The organism is Neobacillus notoginsengisoli, assembly GCF_003515685.1.
GTDB lineage: Bacteria > Bacillota > Bacilli > Bacillales > Cytobacillaceae > Bacillus_D > Bacillus_D notoginsengisoli.
Genome location: NZ_QWEG01000006.1, coordinates 61,660 through 78,761, shown reverse-complemented (window position 1 = coordinate 78,761; position 17,102 = coordinate 61,660). Strand labels below are relative to the sequence as shown.

19 protein-coding genes and 1 other annotated feature are annotated in these 17,102 nt (G+C 46.7%); all 19 genes read left to right on the top strand.

Going from position 1 to position 17,102, the window contains the following annotated elements:
* Positions 1-1,041: a type IV pilus twitching motility protein PilT gene (locus D1B31_RS10605; protein WP_118920760.1), complete on the top strand. Its 1,041-nt coding sequence runs from the start codon at positions 1-3 to the stop codon at positions 1,039-1,041.
* A complete protein-coding gene (locus D1B31_RS10600) occupies positions 1,041-2,255 on the top strand; it encodes a type II secretion system F family protein (protein ID WP_118920759.1) in 1,215 nt (404 codons plus the stop codon). The genes D1B31_RS10605 and D1B31_RS10600 overlap by 1 nt, the downstream gene beginning before the upstream one ends.
* 107 nt (positions 2,256-2,362) lie before the next feature.
* A complete protein-coding gene (locus D1B31_RS10595) occupies positions 2,363-2,770 on the top strand; it encodes a prepilin-type N-terminal cleavage/methylation domain-containing protein (RefSeq protein ID WP_118920758.1) in 408 nt (135 codons plus the stop codon).
* A 2-nt stretch (positions 2,771-2,772) separates the two neighbouring features.
* Complete coding sequence (locus D1B31_RS10590) at positions 2,773-3,525, top strand: prepilin peptidase (protein ID WP_192894768.1); 753 nt, start codon at positions 2,773-2,775, stop codon at positions 3,523-3,525.
* Between the two features lie 86 nt (positions 3,526-3,611).
* A complete protein-coding gene (gene pilM / locus D1B31_RS10585) occupies positions 3,612-4,616 on the top strand; it encodes a type IV pilus biogenesis protein PilM (protein WP_118920757.1) in 1,005 nt (334 codons plus the stop codon).
* A complete protein-coding gene (locus tag D1B31_RS10580; protein ID WP_118920756.1) occupies positions 4,616-5,254 on the top strand; it encodes a PilN domain-containing protein in 639 nt (212 codons plus the stop codon). Before pilM ends, D1B31_RS10580 begins: the two co-directional genes overlap by 1 nt.
* Positions 5,251-6,093 carry a hypothetical protein gene (locus D1B31_RS10575; RefSeq protein ID WP_118920755.1) on the top strand — a complete coding sequence of 281 codons (843 nt, stop codon included), beginning with the start codon at positions 5,251-5,253 and terminating at the stop codon, positions 6,091-6,093. The genes D1B31_RS10580 and D1B31_RS10575 overlap by 4 nt, the downstream gene beginning before the upstream one ends.
* A gap of 114 nt (positions 6,094-6,207) precedes the next feature.
* The gene (locus D1B31_RS10570) at positions 6,208-7,236 is read left to right on the top strand and encodes a hypothetical protein (protein WP_118920754.1); all 1,029 of its coding nucleotides are present in this window, start codon (positions 6,208-6,210) and stop codon (positions 7,234-7,236) included.
* A gap of 209 nt (positions 7,237-7,445) precedes the next feature.
* Positions 7,446-8,018, top strand: coding sequence for a Maf family protein (locus tag D1B31_RS10565; RefSeq protein ID WP_118920753.1), 573 nt, complete (start codon positions 7,446-7,448; stop codon positions 8,016-8,018).
* Between the two features lie 157 nt (positions 8,019-8,175).
* Positions 8,176-8,847 (top strand): RadC family protein, encoded by a 672-nt coding sequence (gene radC, locus D1B31_RS10560; RefSeq protein ID WP_192894770.1) that lies wholly within the window; start codon positions 8,176-8,178, stop codon positions 8,845-8,847.
* Positions 8,848-9,008: 161 nt separating this feature from the next.
* Entirely contained in the window at positions 9,009-10,034 is a 1,026-nt protein-coding gene (locus D1B31_RS10555) for a rod shape-determining protein (RefSeq protein ID WP_118920751.1), read from the top strand.
* Positions 10,035-10,060: 26 nt separating this feature from the next.
* Positions 10,061-10,942, top strand: a complete 882-nt coding sequence (mreC, locus tag D1B31_RS10550; protein ID WP_118920750.1) for a rod shape-determining protein MreC — start codon at positions 10,061-10,063, stop codon at positions 10,940-10,942.
* Positions 10,939-11,457: a rod shape-determining protein MreD gene (gene mreD / locus D1B31_RS10545; protein WP_118920749.1), complete on the top strand. Its 519-nt coding sequence runs from the start codon at positions 10,939-10,941 to the stop codon at positions 11,455-11,457. The genes mreC and mreD overlap by 4 nt, the downstream gene beginning before the upstream one ends.
* A gap of 114 nt (positions 11,458-11,571) precedes the next feature.
* On the top strand, positions 11,572-12,255 hold the full coding sequence (minC, locus tag D1B31_RS10540) for a septum site-determining protein MinC (RefSeq protein ID WP_118920748.1): 684 nt from the start codon (positions 11,572-11,574) through the stop codon (positions 12,253-12,255).
* 1 nt (position 12,256) lies between these two features.
* The gene (minD, locus tag D1B31_RS10535; RefSeq protein ID WP_118920747.1) at positions 12,257-13,063 is read left to right on the top strand and encodes a septum site-determining protein MinD; all 807 of its coding nucleotides are present in this window, start codon (positions 12,257-12,259) and stop codon (positions 13,061-13,063) included.
* 345 nt (positions 13,064-13,408) lie between these two features.
* Entirely contained in the window at positions 13,409-14,194 is a 786-nt protein-coding gene (locus D1B31_RS10530) for a M23 family metallopeptidase (RefSeq protein ID WP_118920746.1), read from the top strand.
* Positions 14,187-15,056, top strand: coding sequence for a M50 family metallopeptidase (locus D1B31_RS10525; RefSeq protein ID WP_118920745.1), 870 nt, complete (start codon positions 14,187-14,189; stop codon positions 15,054-15,056). The genes D1B31_RS10530 and D1B31_RS10525 overlap by 8 nt, the downstream gene beginning before the upstream one ends.
* Before the next feature lie 88 nt (positions 15,057-15,144).
* Positions 15,145-16,641, top strand: a complete 1,497-nt coding sequence (locus D1B31_RS10520; RefSeq protein WP_240035242.1) for an Rne/Rng family ribonuclease — start codon at positions 15,145-15,147, stop codon at positions 16,639-16,641.
* Between the two features lie 49 nt (positions 16,642-16,690).
* Positions 16,691-16,770: a sequence feature (ribosomal protein L21 leader region), on the top strand.
* A 14-nt stretch (positions 16,771-16,784) separates the two neighbouring features.
* Complete coding sequence (rplU, locus tag D1B31_RS10515; RefSeq protein ID WP_118920744.1) at positions 16,785-17,093, top strand: 50S ribosomal protein L21; 309 nt, start codon at positions 16,785-16,787, stop codon at positions 17,091-17,093.
* Positions 17,094-17,102 lie beyond the last annotated feature (9 nt).

Here is a 17,102-nt window from a genome sequence, read left to right as displayed (position 1 = left end):
ATGAAAGATAAAATTAACCTGATTTTAAGAGCGGCTTTTGGGCACCAGGCATCCGATATCCACATGACAGTCGGCGTCCAACCCGTTATGCGGATTAATGGGGAGCTGCGCCGATATGGCAAAGAGATGCTTCGTCCCGAAGACACGGCTGGCATGGCAAAAGCAATCATTCCTAAAGAGAAGTGGGAGGTTTTCAAGGAAAAGGGCGAACTCGACTTTTCCTACAGTGTACCGAGTGTTTCCCGGTTCAGAGTGAATGCGTATCATCAGCGAAATTGCATCGCAATGGCATTTAGGATTGTCCCTTCAAAAATACCGGCGATTGCTGATTTGGGTATGCCTGATACGCTTTTAAAGCTTGCTGAAAAACCGCAGGGGCTTGTGCTTGTTACCGGCCCGACCGGCAGCGGAAAATCGACAACACTCGCTTCGATGATCCATTATATGAACCAGACGATGCGGAAGCATATCATCACGCTTGAAGATCCGATAGAGTATCTTCACAGGCATGGCAATTCAATTATTGACCAGCGCGAAGTCGGAATGGACACGGGGAATTTTGCGAATGGCTTGAGGGCTGCATTGCGACAGGATCCGGACGTCATTCTCGTCGGGGAAATGCGCGATCTTGAGACAATCCAGACCGCCATTACCGCGGCAGAAACGGGGCATCTTGTCCTTGGAACACTTCACACGTCAAGTGCGCCGGCTACGATTAACCGGATTATCGATGTATTCCCGCCAACCCAGCAGCCGCAAATCCGTGTTCAGCTTGCTTCTGTCCTTGTTGGGATTATTTCGCAGCGGCTGTTTCCGACTTTTGATAAAAAAGGGAGGAAGGCTGCCACTGAAATTATGATTAATAATGCAGCGATTGCTAACCTGATCCGAAATGAAAAAATCCATCAAATTCCAAGCATCATGCAAACTTCACGCGCCGTGGGGATGCATACACTCGAGGCGAATATTAAGGAGCTTATTGAAAAAGGATGGATTCAAAAAGAGGTTGCTGAGCCGTATCTGCAGGAGCTGGTAACATAATGGCCAGATTCAAATACGCAGGACGCGACAGAAAAGGAACGAAGCAGGGAATCGTCAACGCCGTTTCGAAGCGTGAAGCGCTTTTGAAATTGAAGGAAGACGGCATCCGGGTCGTGGATATCAGCGAAATGCCTGAAACGCTTCTCACGAGAGATATTTCGATTGGCAACCCTGTCAAGCTTGAGCACTTTGTCATTTATATAAGGCAATTTGCAACATTATTGAAGGCAGGCGTTACCGTAGTTGATGCGACAGCGATTCTTGCAAACCAGACGGATAGCAAGCATTTGAGAAAAGCACTGATAGCGATTGAGTCAGAGTTGCGCGAAGGGAATCCGCTTTCCCAGGCGGTGACGAAGCATAAAAAGATTTTTACGCCAATGTTCGTCAATATGGTTAGGGCGGGCGAAGTCGGTGGGAACCTGGATGGTGCGCTAGAGCGGCTGGCCGACCATTTTGAAAAGCAGCATCATACGAAACAAAAAATCGTTTCGGCTTTGACCTATCCAGCTGTGATTGGCGTCCTCGCAATCGGGGTTGTGATCTTTCTATTGACATCAATTGTCCCTACGTTTGTGACAATGTTTGATGACCTTGGCGGCGAACTGCCGGCAATTACGCAATTTGTGCTTGCGGCAAGCGACTTTGTCCAAGGCTGGTGGTGGCTGCTGATTTTACTGGCATTGATTATGGTTACTGGCATTGTTCTCATTCGCAGAAATAAAGAAACGAAGTATTTTCTAGATTATGCGTTGCTGCGCATGCCGTTATTCGGCAAACTTTTGCAAAAGGCCGTACTTGCGAGGATGACAAGGACGCTAAGTTCGTTGTTTTCGAGCTCTGTGCCGATTCTCCAGGCAATGTCGATTGTGGAAAATGTTGTTGAAAACGAAGTGATTTCGAGGGTCGTTCGAAAATCCCGTGATTCCCTTGAGAAAGGGCAGTCAATGACCATCCCGATGCAGAACCATTGGGCATTTCCGCCGCTTGTCACGCAAATGGTGTCGATTGGCGAACAAACCGGATCGCTCGACGCCATGCTGGGAAAAGTGGCCGAGTTTTATGAAAAAGAAGTCGATATCGGGACGGATAAGCTGAAATCTTTGATCGAGCCACTGATGATTGTCGTTTTGGCCGCACTAGTGGGAACAATTGTTTTAAGTATTATGGTCCCGATGTTTGAAATGTTTAATCAATTTGATAAAAAATACTAAAAATTGACGTTTTTATACCAAATACTAGTAGATGTGACAATAATCTCTAGTGTATAATGAAAGAGTAATAATATTATAGGTTTTACGCCTAAAAAAGGAGTGGGGAAATGTTTAAGAGCTTAAAGAAAAAAATGAAAGACCAACGTGGATTGACGCTAATTGAGTTACTCGCCGTTATTGTTATTTTGGGGATTATTGCTGCGATTGCAATTCCGGCGATTGGTGGGTTGATTTCAAAAACTAAGGATGATGCAAAAGTATCAGAAGCTTTACAAATTATTAGTGCTGCGAAACTCGCACACGCCTCTAACGCTACAGTTCAAGAATGGGACCAAGTTGCCTTAGCTGATATGGTTGAAAATGTAAAGGATCCAGACGGTTTTACAGTTAAGTACAGCCCTACTACTAAGAAGTATTCTATAGTGGGTCACCATTCAGCGGCTATAATTGATTCTGGGTATACTGCTACAACCGAAGTTACTGAAACAGAGTTGCTAAACTATAGTGGTAACTAATTGTGATTGTAACCTTAACATTCCTCTACGGCATCACCTTCGGCTCCTTCTTTAACGTAGTCGGCCTAAGGGTGCCAGAGGGGCAATCAATTGTCAAACCACGCTCGGCTTGTCCGACATGCAGGCACCAGCTGCGGTGGTGGGAATTGGTTCCGGTTTTTTCATATGTGTTCCTGAGGGGGAAATGCCGCGGCTGTGGGTCGCGGATTTCCCCTGTTTATCCAATGACGGAGCTGTTAACCGGAATCTTGTTTGCTCTTGCTCCTGTACTGATTGGTTGGTCATGGGAACTCGTTGTTGCCTGGACGCTTATTTCCCTTTTCATGATAATATTCGTAAGCGACATTCATTTTATGGTGATACCTGATAAAATTTTGTTGTCCTTTGCAGGGATTTTTTTATTTGAACGCATTGTTTGGCCACTCACGCCATGGTGGGACTCGCTCCTAGGCGCGGCTGCCGGATTTTTGCTCCTCCTCTTGATTGCGTATGTAAGCAAGGGAGGTATGGGCGGCGGCGATGTGAAGTTGTTCGCTGTCATCGGTTTTGTTGTCGGATTTAAACTAATGCTCTTATCCTTTATGCTTTCAACCTTTTTCGGGGCTGTATTTGGAATACTGGCTCTTGCTCTAAAGCTTGTCAAAAGGCGCCAGCCCATTCCGTTTGGGCCGTTCATTGCTCTGGGCACCTTAACAGCCTATTTTTTTGGGACACAACTGATAGATCTTTACCTGGACTTTATTACATCTTTTTAGTATGAAACTTTGTTCTTTCCTCGAAGTACCGGGGACGGAAAATATAAATGAAGCAGTAGAACCGTCCCCCTGCTTCAGTTGAAGGGGTGAGTTTTTTGGCTTTTTCGTTTTCGTTTGGGAGTAAGCGTGCAATAAACTTGGTATTTTATGATCATTGTATTCGTTTTGTTGAGTTGAAGTCGGCGGAACCTCCTGTTGCTTCTAGGTGGGGGGAACGGTTTTTGCCTGCGGGGATTATTGAGGATGGGAAGATTGTCGATTTTGAAACTCTCTCTACCATTCTCGAAGAGTGTGTGGACGAATGGAAGATTCAGCGGCGCCATGTAAACTTTATTGTGCCGGATCCACTTGTCATCATTAGAAAGATTTCAATTTCGGCTGATGTGCTTGAGGATGAAGTGAAGAGCCATTTGTATATGGAACTTGGTGCAAGTATCCATCTGCCTTTTGAGGACCCCGTTTTTGACGTGTATCCGCTCGGTGAAAAGAATGGCAAACAGGAGCTGCTTCTGTTCGCCTCCCCAGAAAAGTTTGTCATGGAATATTCGGAACTCCTGTCCAAGGTGAAGCTTGTTCCGTCTGCAGCCGATATCTCGCCGCTCGCCCTCTACCGCCTTTACTACTCAATGGATGAGGCCCAAAGGGAAGAGGGGCTGTTTACTGTTCAGATCAACTTAACAGGTGTCAGCATGTGCATCTTTGAAGAGCATATTCCTTATTTTATGAGGCAGTTCCCGCTCGATTTCGATGTGGAGAAGTGGGAAGTAAAGCGGGATCGTACCGGATTCTGTGAATATAGTTATTCGGGGGACCAGCTTCAGCTAGAGGGGCAATTTTCGACCGTCTTTACAGAAATGGCCAAGCTGATGGACTTTTATCGTTATTCTTCAGGTCATGAAAATGCGGAGATTACGAAAATACTCCTGGATGGCGACCATCCGAAGCGGTCAATGATTCTAGAGGAAATGAAGATGCAATTCAATGTGCCTATTACAATTCTTCCATCCGAAGCTGTCCATAACGGCAGGAACAGGATTCTTCCAGAAAGCTACGCGCTTGCCCTCGGGCTTGGCTTGAAAGAGGTGAAATAATGCTGATCGATATTAATCTGCTTCCGAAAAAGGAGCGAAAAAGCTCAAGCATTATCTTAACTTCTGCCATATTTGCCGTTTTGTTCTTATGTGTTGGTGGATTCTTCTTCTGGCAAGTTTCTACACTGAAAAGCGATATTGCCACGGTTGATAACCGGATTGAAACAACGAAGAAAATTGCCGAATTGGAAGAAAAGAAGGCAAGTGAAGTGACTTCGGCTGATTCTGCGGCGAAGCTTGAAGATTCGATCGCCTGGGCGGAAGAATACACGATTCCTTCCGTTCCTGTCATGAAAGAATTTACTTCGCTTTTGCCGGCGCGCGGCTTTATACTGTCTTTCGCCTATCAGGAATCAGGCGAACTCGCTCTGACGGTACAATTTGATTCCAGCCGTGAAGCGGCTTATTTCCTGAACAACCTCAATCATTCTGAATGGGTAAAGGAAGCGAGCTTGACAAGCCTGACCGCCATTGAGACTGAGGAAAAATCAACTTCACCGGAAACAGGAGCTGTAAATACAGCCAATGAAAAGGAATACCTGCCCCGCTACACAGGCCAATTTCAATTATCCCTGAATAAACAGACTGTTAAAACGTTTGTGGAAAATCAGGACGGGAAAGGAGCTGGCGGGATATGAGATTCAGATTGTCCAGAAAAGAGAACGTAATTATTTCCGTCCTAGCCCTTGTGCTTGTCCTCGTTTTTGCAGGAGTCTATTTCTTAAAAGTCCATCCACTTAAGACGGACCTGGAAACTAAGAATAAGAGTTTGAAAACAGAAGAACAGCTTCTAGCCATTCTTCAGGGGAAGGAAAAGGAAACTGAGGAATTCACTGCGGCCAGTACAACACAAATGCAGGTTAAAATACCAGTAAAACCGCTAGTTGAACAGCTCATTCTTGACTTAGATAAAGCCGAGGTTGTATCCGGGTCGAAAATTTTATCAATGAATTTTGCAAAAGATGGCGAAGTTTCCATACCTGAACAGACTGAAGAGGAAAAAGCCGCTGAAGCTGAAGAAGAAAGTACATCTGCGGAAACCTCCGAAGAAGCAGCAAACGCAGATGAAACGCCTGACGGAAACGAGGCAGAGACTGGCCAAGATGGCCAGACTGCTCAAAAGCCTGTTTCCCTTTTAGAGGTGCCTGAGGGAGTCAAAAAAGTGACTATCCAATTATCTGTGGAATCGCCCGGCTATGAAGAATTGGAGAAGTTCATTGCTACTATTGAAGGTCTAAAGCGGATTGTGATTGTCGAAGCAATTGACTATACAGGTGGAGCTGAGATTACAACACTTCAGCAAAAAAATGACCCGTTAAAGTTTACGGTGACTGTTTCTGCCTTTTATATGCCGGAATTAAAAGACCTGGTCCAGCAGCTTCCTAATGTGAGCGCTCCGGAGTCTGCGAAAAAACGCAATCCGCTTAGCTCGTTTACTGTCCCAGAAGAAAAGAAAAGTGAAACAAACGAAAATTAAATCAATAATTGGCGAAAGCATCTTATAACAAGGCGACAAAAACCTTGTTATTTTTTTTTGCCGCTGTGATAGGATGAAAAAAACCAGCCGGCGGCAGAAAGGGAGAGTTCTTTTGTGGACAAGCAAAAAGTTAAACCTATTACGATTAAAATAAATGGTGAGGAAAAACCAATTCAGCATCAGATGGACAAGCCGGGAGACCCTCACGATTCAGTCAACAAAGAACAGACTTACGCCGAAGAACATGCCGCTGCTCTTGAAGCCGAGGACGAAAACTTTGAGTGGATCCTCCCTGAACAGGAGCCGGTGGAATCCGAAGAGTTCATCATTAAGGAAGCAGCAAATACTGCTGCCATCTATCCAAAACAGACTAAATCCTCAAACAAAAAAAGGTTCGGACCATTAAAGCCAATTGTTTTTTCAATTGTATTCGCCGTCTTGGTGGGATTGACTTACGGTGCTGTGATGTTGAAACTGGTCCTGACAGATAAGCCGGTCGTTACAGCGGGCAAGCCGATTGACACGGAACAACCGACCGGCGGAAACGGTGAAAAAACAAGTCCTGCCAAGAAAGCGGCCACCGAACCTGTTATGTTGTTGCCAGTTACGGCCTTTGCTGTCCAGGAAGGCGTATATTCAGGAAAAGATGCGGCTTTGGTTGTCAAAAACGAGCTCGAGGCTAAGGGAATTCCGTCCGCTATCCTTGATATGGACGATAAGAAAATGCTCCTCGTAGGGCTGGCCGGCAGTATCGAAAGCGCCAAGGAAATCGGGGCTATTTTGAAAGAGAAAGGCATTGACTTTTATGCTAAGGAAATCACCCTTTCTGAAAGGAAAGCAGGTAAAGCATCTACGACTGAAAAAGGGTTCTTGGACAAGGCACCGGGAATTTACGATGCATTAAGCACTGCCGCAGCAGCAGCCTATTCCGGCAAAAACGTATCGTCCATTGCAGATACAGGAAGCATACTTGAGGCAATTGATGCCAGTAAATTCTCAAACGACAAAATCATCGCCCTATACAACGAGCTTTCCAAAGCAGCGGGCAGCCTTGACAATTTTGAAAAGAAGCATGAATCCGCCGACGCCCACAGCGCCCAACAACATTTACTGAACTTCCTCGAGAAATATCAGGCGTTTTAAGAATGCCTGAAGCCGAAATCAACATACTTTGTTTATAAAGCGTCCGGTCCAAAACTGGGCGTTTTTGCATGCAGAAACGTCAACTTCCGACACAATTGCATAAGAAACAAAAAGTTTTGCCACTTTAACCATTATAAATTGTTTGCCGGGGCGAAGTTTGATACGATGAATCTGTATCTCCCCAAACCGAACAAAAGAAAGGTGATTACATGCCGAACCTCATTTTAGCCTCTTCTTCTCCACGGCGAAAAGAACTTCTGGAAAATCTCCATCTGAATTTCCACATTTACAGCTCTGATATCGACGAAAGCTTTGAACCTGGTACCTCACCGGAGGAAATTGTCATGGGTCTTGCTGAAAGGAAAGCAAAAGCTGTTTTTTCAAAGCATCCACACGATTTTGTCATCGGTTCCGACACTGTTGTCGTCTGCGATGGCGCCGTTCTCGGCAAGCCTTCGGGTTACGCGGAGGCGGTCGGGATGCTGAAGCTTTTATCCGGACGCGCACATGATGTCTACACCGGGGTGTCTATTATCAGCCCGGGGAATGAGGTCCGCTTTTTTGAAAAGACTGAAGTCCATTTCTGGGAGTTGACGGACAGGGAAATCGAGTACTACGCGAACAGCGGCGAGCCTTTTGACAAGGCGGGCGGCTATGGCATCCAGGGACTCGGCAGCATGCTTGTCAAGAGAATTGACGGCGATTATTTCGCCGTAATGGGCCTTCCTGTTTCCCGGACTGTCAGGGAACTAAGGAAAGCCGGCTGGCCGCTGCCTTATTAACGGGCCAGCCTGGAAAACTTCCGGCATAAGGTTGAAACTTCAATCAGGCTAAAGTCGTCTTTTTTATGGTAGGTTTATGTAAGGAGACAGTTGGCCGTTTCCCTATCCGGGCTCCCTTATTAAAAGGGAGGATATAATCTTGACTTTGAATACATTGATGATCCGCGATTATCCTCAGGAAGAAAGGCCGCGCGAGCGCTTTATTGCCGGCGGGCCGGCAAGCCTTTCAAACCATGAGTTGATTGCCCTGTTGCTTCGGACAGGCACGAAGGATGAATCGGTCCTCCAGCTTTCCAATCGGCTCCTGTCCCATTTCGAAGGGCTGAGGCTTCTTAAGGCAGCCTCGCTCGAAGAAATTACCGCGATTAAGGGGATTGGGAAAGCGAAGGCGATCCAATTGATGGCTGCGCTTGAGCTTGGCAGCCGTGTTGCCAATTTGACGAACAATGAAAGGTACGTGATCCGCTCCCCTGAGGATGGGGCTAACTACGTGATGAACGAGATGCGTTTTTTGAGCCAGGAGCATTTCGTATGCCTTTATTTAAACACAAAGAACCAAGTGCTGCATAAACAAACTATTTTCATCGGCAGCTTGAATGCCAGCATCGTGCATCCGCGCGAGGTGTTTAAGGAAGCATTCCGGCGATCGGCTGCGTCGATTATTTGCCTGCATAATCACCCTTCAGGCGACCCGACGCCGAGCAGGGAGGATATCGAGGTGACAAAGCGTCTGGCGGAATGCGGCAAAATCATTGGCATTGATGTCCTTGATCATTTAATCATCGGGGAAAATAAATTCATCAGCCTGAAGGAAAAAGGGTATTTGTAACACTATGCTTTTATTTGACGTTGCGTTATAATATTATTTATGATTTTTCACGGGCCTGCCCGTACAAAAAACGAAACAATATCGTAAAAATCTACAATGTTTGAGATGAAATGAATCGGTTAAAATGAATGCATTTTTGCAAGGGAAAGGGAGATACACGCATGTTTGGACTTGGAAGTAAAGATCTTGGCATCGACTTGGGGACTGCCAATACTCTTATATACGTAAAAGGAAAAGGAATTGTTTTAAGGGAGCCGTCTGTAGTTGCCTTTCAGAATGACACAAAGGATATTGTCGCAGTCGGAAATGATGCGAGGAACATGATTGGCCGGACGCCTGGCAATATTGTCGCGCTTAGGCCGATGAAAGATGGTGTCATTGCCGATTATGAAACAACCGCTACAATGATGAAATATTACATAAAGCAGGCGGCAAAGAGCACCGGCTTTTTCAAAAACAGCAAGCCATACATCATGGTGTGTGTACCATCAGGCATTACGGCCGTTGAGCAGCGTGCTGTCATTGATGCGACGAAACAGGCCGGCGCAAGGGACGCTTTCCCGATTGAAGAGCCATTCGCGGCGGCGATCGGTGCCAATCTGCCTGTCTGGGAGCCGACTGGAAGCATGGTTGTCGATATTGGCGGAGGAACAACTGAGGTGGCAATCATTTCACTTGGCGGAATCGTGACGAGCCAGTCGATTCGGATTGCCGGTGACGAAATGGACGAAGCGATTAGCCAGTACATCCGTAAAACATACAATTTAATGATTGGTGACCGGACTGCGGAGAGCATTAAAGTGGAAGTTGGTTCCGCAAGCGGGACGGAAGACATTGAAAATATGGAAATACGCGGCCGCGACCTTTTGACAGGGCTGCCGAAAACAATTGAAATTTCCGCGGCGGAGATTGCCGGCGCGCTTCATGATACCGTTTATGCGATTGTCGAGGCGGTCAAAAACACACTTGAGAAAACCCCGCCTGAGCTGGCAGCGGATATTATGGACCGCGGGATTGTTCTCACGGGTGGCGGCGCACTCTTGCGCAATATCGATAAAGTGATTGGCGAAGAAACAAATATGCCTGTCCTTATCGCGGAAGACCCGCTTGACTGTGTTGCAATCGGAACAGGGAAGGCACTTGACCATATTAACTTGTTTAAAAATAGGCCAAGGGACTCCCGCTAAATGTTTGAATACAGAGGTGTAAAATCATGCCGCAATTCTTTTTGAATAAACGCCTCATTATTTTGCTTGTAAGTATCATTATCCTGGTAGCATTGATTGGATTTTCATTAAGAGAGCGCGAGAGGCTGACTTGGCCGGAGCAGTTCGTTAAGGACAGCACCGGCTGGCTTCAATCGCTTGTCTCCAGGCCAGTGCAATATGTAGCCGGCTTTATTGAAAATGTAGATGACCTTCAAGATACATACAGTGAAAATAAAGAGCTGAAATCCCGTGTTGAAGATATCGTCCGGCTTGAATCGGAAGTTTACCGATTGAAAAGAGAAAATACGGAGCTTCGTGATATTCTTGGCAAAACCGAATCGCTCAGCCAATCGGATCTAATTCATGCATCCGTTATGGGCCGCAATCCCGACCGTTGGAATGAGCTGATCATTATCAATAAGGGAACTTCCGACAATGTCAAGAAAAATATGGCTGTCATCACTTCTAAAGGCCTCGTCGGCAAAATAAAAACAGCCAATGACTTCTCATCCACGGTCCAGCTTTTGAGCGCAATGGATCCAAAAAACAGGATTTCCGTTGTGACCCAGGGTGACAGCGAGGTTTTTGGTTTCGTTGAAGGCTTTGATGATGAGAAAAAGCTGCTGAAAGTGAAGAAAATCCCTTATGAGGCGAAAGTGAAAAAAGGACAGATCGTCATCACATCCGGCCTTGGGGGAGTCTTCCCAGAGGGGCTGCTTGTTGGTAAGATTGTTGAAGTCGAGCCTGACCAGTATGGCCTGAACCAAATTGCACTCGTAAAACCGGAAGCCGATTTCTACGGCATCCGTGAGGTGATGGTCGTGAAAAGACTCATGATGAAGCCTGATAGAAATGATATGGTGGACGATAAGGAGGAAGAATTGTGAACCGGTTCTTTCTTCCTCTTTTGTTGTTCCTTTTTTTTACGCTTGAGAGCATATTCGTTCAGCTGCTGCCTACTGAGTTTTTTTATGGGAAATGGATCCTTGTGCCAAGATTTTTGATGGTCGTGCTTCTGTTGCTGGCGATTTATGGTTCGCAAAAATATGCCATATTGTACGGATTTGCCTTCGGCCTGCTATTCGATATCGTGTATACTGAAATTATTGGAGTCTATTTATTCCTTCTGCCTCTGACAATCTATTTTGTTATGAAGGCTATGAAGGTGCTTCAGACAAATATACTGGTCGTTGCGATCACGGTTATGGCCGGTATCTCTCTTTTGGAAATGGTCATCTACAAATTGAACCATTTCCTCCATATAACGAATCTTACTTTTTCTGAGTTCTCCCAGGCAAGGCTGCTGCCGGTCATTTGCCTGAACCTGCTGTTTCTAGTTTTGGCGTTTTACCCCCTAAAGCAGTATTTTGAAAAATTAGCCGAGCAGGAATCATTATTATAGAGGAATTTTGACAGTGCATGTCGAAATGTTTTTAGTGGAAGATTGCCCAAACCTGGTGTTGCCGGGAAGTAAATGGTCTATCTGTGTTTTTTGACAATCGAGGTGAAGGTCGCCATGAACAAATTGCAAAATGTAACGATAAAAGGAACAAAGGACGGCCTGACATTGTTCTTGGACGATCTTTGTTCATATGAAGAATTGAAAAAGGATTTAACGGGCAAACTCTCCTCCCAGCAGCCAAGTAATGGTGAAACACAGCTCCTCAATGTAAAGGTGCATACCGGGAATAGGTATTTAACGGCCGAGCAGCAGGAAGAATTGAAGGAATTGATTCGCCGGCATAAAGGCCTTGCCGTTGCATCGCTCGAATCGAATGTGCTGACAAAGCAGGAAGCTGAAGCGTTAAAGGATAAAGAATCGGTGGCTACTGTGGCAAAAATGGTCCGCTCCGGGCAGGTGCTAAAGGTACCGGGGGACCTTCTCCTGATCGGGGATGTAAACCCCGGTGGAATGGTCATGGCCGGTGGGAACATTTTCATTATGGGCGTCCTAAAGGGAATCGCCCACGCTGGCTGCTTCGGCGACCAGGAAGCTGTCATTGCCGCTTCAGGCATGATGCCATCCCAGCTGAGGATCAGCCACTTCTTGATGACTTCACCGGATAACCCCGGCAGCGGAGGGAATCCCCGTGAAATGGAATGCGCATACATAAATGAAGAGAATGAGATGATCATAGACAGGCTCCAGACCCTTTCAAGCATTCGGCCTGGATTAACTAGATTTGAAGGAGGGCGTTAATGTGGGAGAAGCAATTGTTATCACATCCGGAAAGGGAGGCGTCGGCAAAACGACGACTTCCGCAAATGTAGGTACAGCCCTTGCCCTGCAGGGGAAAAAGGTGTGCCTTGTTGATACGGATATCGGCCTCCGGAATCTCGATGTTGTGATGGGGCTTGAAAACAGGATTATTTACGACCTTGTTGATGTGGTGGCTGGCCGCTGCAAAATGCATCAGGCGCTTGTGAAAGATAAACGGTTCGATGGGCTGCTCTTTCTGTTGCCCGCCGCACAGACAGAGGATAAAACGGCAGTCACTCCTGAACAAATGAAGGACTTGGTTGAAAAACTTAAGCAGGATTTTGACTATATCATTATTGACTGCCCGGCCGGAATTGAACACGGATACAGGAATGCTGTTGCCGGTGCTGATAAGGCGGTTGTCGTTACGACGCCTGAGAAATCGGCCGTCCGTGATGCTGACAGGATCATCGGCCTTTTGGAAAAGGAAGAGAACATTGAACCGCCCAGGCTGATCATCAACCGGATTCGTCCGCACATGATGAAAAACGGCGAAACAATGGATGTTGATGAAATCACACATCATCTTTCAATTGACCTGCTCGGAGTTGTTGCGGATGATGATGAAGTCATCAAAGCTTCCCATTATGGCGAACCAATTGCCTTGAATCCAAACAGCAAGGCAGCGATTGCTTATCGCAATATCGCAAGGCGTATCCTTGGAGAATCGATCCCGCTTCAGCAGTTGGAGGAAGACAATCCCGGCGTCTTGACAAAGATTAAGAGATTCTTTGGAGTCCGTTCATAAATTTTAGGTTTGTATTTTAATTTTAACTGCGTTGATTGGAACGGAGGGCACCGACTCCGGCGGGATGTAGCGGCAAGGTGGAGACCCCACAGGCGCTTTTGAGCGCCGAGGAGGAATCCACTGACGCCCCGCGGAAAGCGTGTGCCCGCAGTGTAAATCAACATCCATATTTTTAAGAGAGTCCCACTAGGCATATGTAGCCAAGGGGGCTTTTTTGGTTGTTTTCCCGGTTCATTGCCGGTTCCACCTATATCAGATAAAAACCTCTCAACAAGCTTTGGCATACCTGGGACAGGTCTCTCATAGACTTGTACTAATATATGCGATAAAAGGCTGGTGGGGAACATGCATCCAAACAGGGAGGAAATACGGAAGCGGATCGCAAAGCGGAAGAAAGAACGGAGCCGCCATCCTAGGCTGCCGCGCCAACACAGAGAAACAAAGGACACAAAGCCGGCGGGCTGGCTTATTCAGGATGATAAATATGGTTTTGATGAGCTTGTCTCCTATGAGGCGGGTCCTGGTGAGGGTGAACATCCGCTTTTTAAGAAAGAAGTGTTTTTCTTTAAAGTGCTCTGTTCTGCGTTCTTGTTCCTAGTGATCGCAATCCTTTACAGAGGCCAAGTATCTGCGTTAGAACCAGTAAAAGGCCTTGTCCAAAAAGGGTTTAGCCAGGATTTTCAATTTGCTTCTGTAAGTAAGTGGTATGAGGATAAGTTCGGCAAACCGCTTGCGCTTCTGCCCGAGCCGAAAAAGGAAGGTGAGCCGGGCAATGATTTTTCCATCCCTGCCACCGGCAAAATACTTGAGAATTTTGAAAAGAATGGCCAGGGAATCATGATTGAAACAGATAGAGGTACGCCAGTTGAGGCCGTCAATGAAGGCTGGATCATGTTCGCCGGCAAGAAGGAAGGATTGGGCAAAACGGTCGTCGTCCAGCACAGCGACAAAACGGAATCATGGTATGGCAACCTTGACACGATTGAAGTGAACCTGTATGAGTTTATACCGAAGGAAAAAGAGATAGGCACCGTGGGGGCCGGCAAGGACCAATCGAAAGGGGAATTTTACTTTGCAATAAAAAAAGGCGATGAGTTTATTGACCCCATTCAGGTGATCAGATTTGACTAAAGCGGCTTCTTTGCTAAAGCTCATCCATATCCATCCCCTGTTATGGCTGGCTGCGGCGACAGCGGCATTGACCGCGCATTTCCTGGAGCTCTGCATGTTGCTGGCGATTATTTTCATTCATGAGATTGGCCATGCAGCGGCAGCATTATTTTTTTCCTGGCGGATCAAACGGATTTCGTTTTTGCCATTCGGCGGCGTGGCCGAGATGGATGAACATGGGAACCGGCCGATGAAGGAAGAGCTGATTGTCATTCTAGCTGGGCCCGTGCAACATCTGTGGCTGATGGCGGCGGCTTACGTCCTCCAAGTAAATGGGCTGATTCCGGAATCTGCCTATTTGCTTTTTATGAAATATAATTTAATGATTTTAGCATTCAATCTATTTCCTATATGGCCGTTAGATGGGGGCAAACTCCTATTTCTTTTGCTATCAGCCTGGAAGCCTTTTCCTGAAGCGCATGAATGGACGCTCATCTGTTCATTCGCCTTCCTGACCCTTTTTGCAGCGCTCACACTCGCAACCGCCCCGCTTCATTTAAATATTTGGGTAATTGCAGGGTTTCTCTATTTCACCTTGTTTTTTGAATGGAAGCAGCGTCAATTCGTGTTTATGCGATTTTTACTCGAACGGTATTATGGCAATAAAGAGGAAAGCTTGGCGGCTTTGAAGCCGATCCGAGCGGATGAAAGCGAAGGAATTATTCGGGTGCTGGCAAAATTTCGGCGCGGCTGCAAACATTCTATTCTCGTTGAAAGCGACGAGGGAGAAAAAGGCATACTTGATGAAAATGAACTCCTTCATTACGTTTTTGCCGAAAAAAAGATGAACGGCAAAGTTGGCGACTTGTTTTATGCATATTAAGAAGGTGAAGTGAGGCGTTCCCGGTCTGTTCCTGGCGAATGCCTTTTTTTGCGTCTATAATGAAGGAAGGAAATTTTAGAAGCGAGGCATGAGAGTGAATCAACTTATCATAAATTGCGGCTATCGAGAAAAACGGGCTGCTTTCATCCATAACGGCAAAGTCAGGCAAATCGAAATCGAACGTGCTGAAACACAGTCGCTCGCAGGTAGCATCTTTCTAGGGATCGTCACCAAAGTCCTGCCCGGCATGAATGCGGCGTTTGTTGATATCGGCACAGACAAGAACGCGTACCTCCATCGCGACTCGGTGGCTGAATACGTCCAGTCTGGGCTGCCGAAGGAGGAAAAGGAAAGGAAAAGCATTTCGGCTTACGTCAGGCAAGGGGAGCGCCTGCTTGTCCAAGTGGAAAAAGACCCCACCGGCACAAAGGGCGCCAAGGTGACAGGCATAATTGAGGTCAATGGCACCCATCTTGTGTATATGCCGAAGGGGAATTATCTCGCTGTATCGAAAAAAATCGCCAGCCCCGAGCGGAGGGAGGAACTTCGTGAGCTTGGAAGGACTGCCAGGCTGGAAGGGGAAGGGCTGATTTTCAGGACTACGGCGGGAACGGCGGCTGACGTGGAAATAGTTGAAGAAATCGAACGGCTGCGGCGTGAAGCGGCGGAGCTTTTGCAGAAAGCCGGCTCGCTCAAAAAGGCAGGACTTGTCTTCCAAAACGACCCATTTGTTGAAAAGGTACTTCCGATCATTGAGCAAATGGAATCCGGGGAAGTGATAGCGGATGACTCCGGCCTGCTTAATGAGCTGAAGGCGCGATTTTCTGGCAAAAGTATGCACCTAGTATTCAGCTATTACTCCGGAAAAGAAGATATTCTCGCAGCGCATGGGGCTTCGGTGGAGTTGGAAAGGCTGCTAAAACGAGTCGTCTGGCTCGAGAATGGCGCCTATCTGCTCATTGAAGAAATGGAAACGCTGACGGCCATCGATGTCAATACCGGGAAGTTTTCCGGCAAAAACAACCTTGAGGATACGGTGCTAAAAACGAATCTGCTGGCGGCGGAGGAAGTTGCCAGGCAAATTCGGCTTAGAGATCTTGCAGGCATGATCTTGATTGACTTTATCGATATGAAAACAGAGGAAGCAAGAAGCAAGGTTGCTGCAAAGCTGGAGGCTGAGCTGAGAAAGGATGGCCGCCGGACGAGGGTTGCCGGTTTCACCTCCCTCGGGATTCTACAGCTGACAAGGAAAAGGCTCGGGCCGTCGCTTTCCGGAACTTTGACAGTGAAATGCCCGGCCTGTGAAGGAACAGGAAGGGTCTCAAGCCCGGAAACAGAGGCGTTTAAACTGGAGCGTGAGCTGTGGGAGCAGAGGGGCTCGGTCGAAGAGGCAGTCCTGGTGGAAGCGTCCCCCAGGGTAAAGGTTGTTTTTGAAGGAGAAGGGAAAATTCACTTAAAACGGCTTGAGGAAGCACTAGGCTTGTCGATTATCATGAGGCAAGTTGACTCAGTTGCTGATTTTTATCTAGTGAAGCAGTTTGGAAAGGCTGAGGATTTAAGGAAGAAAGCGGACAATACATATTGACACTGTCTCCCTTTATGTGATAGTATTTTCATGTTATGTTTGTAGCGCACCCGTGCTACAACCGCTCAGGACCAGGCTATAAGCTTTTGCTTTTGCAAAACGCCTGCGATGGCGAGTCTTAGACTTTGAGGAGGTGCAAGTTCATGTACGCAATTATCGAAACTGGCGGTAAGCAAATCCGTGTAGAAGAAGGCCAAGCCATCTACATCGAAAAGCTTAACGCAGAAGCAGGCGAAACAGTTACTTTTGATAAAGTTCTTTTCGTAGGCGGAGAAAACGTGAAAGTTGGAAGCCCGGTTGTTGAAGGCGCTTCTGTAACAGCTACTGTTGAAAAGCAGGGCCGTGCGAAGAAAATCATTGTTTTCAAGTACAAGGCGAAGAAAAACTATCGTAGAAAGCAAGGTCATCGCCAACCGTACACTAAAGTTGTCATCGGCAAAATCAACGCATAAGGCGTGATT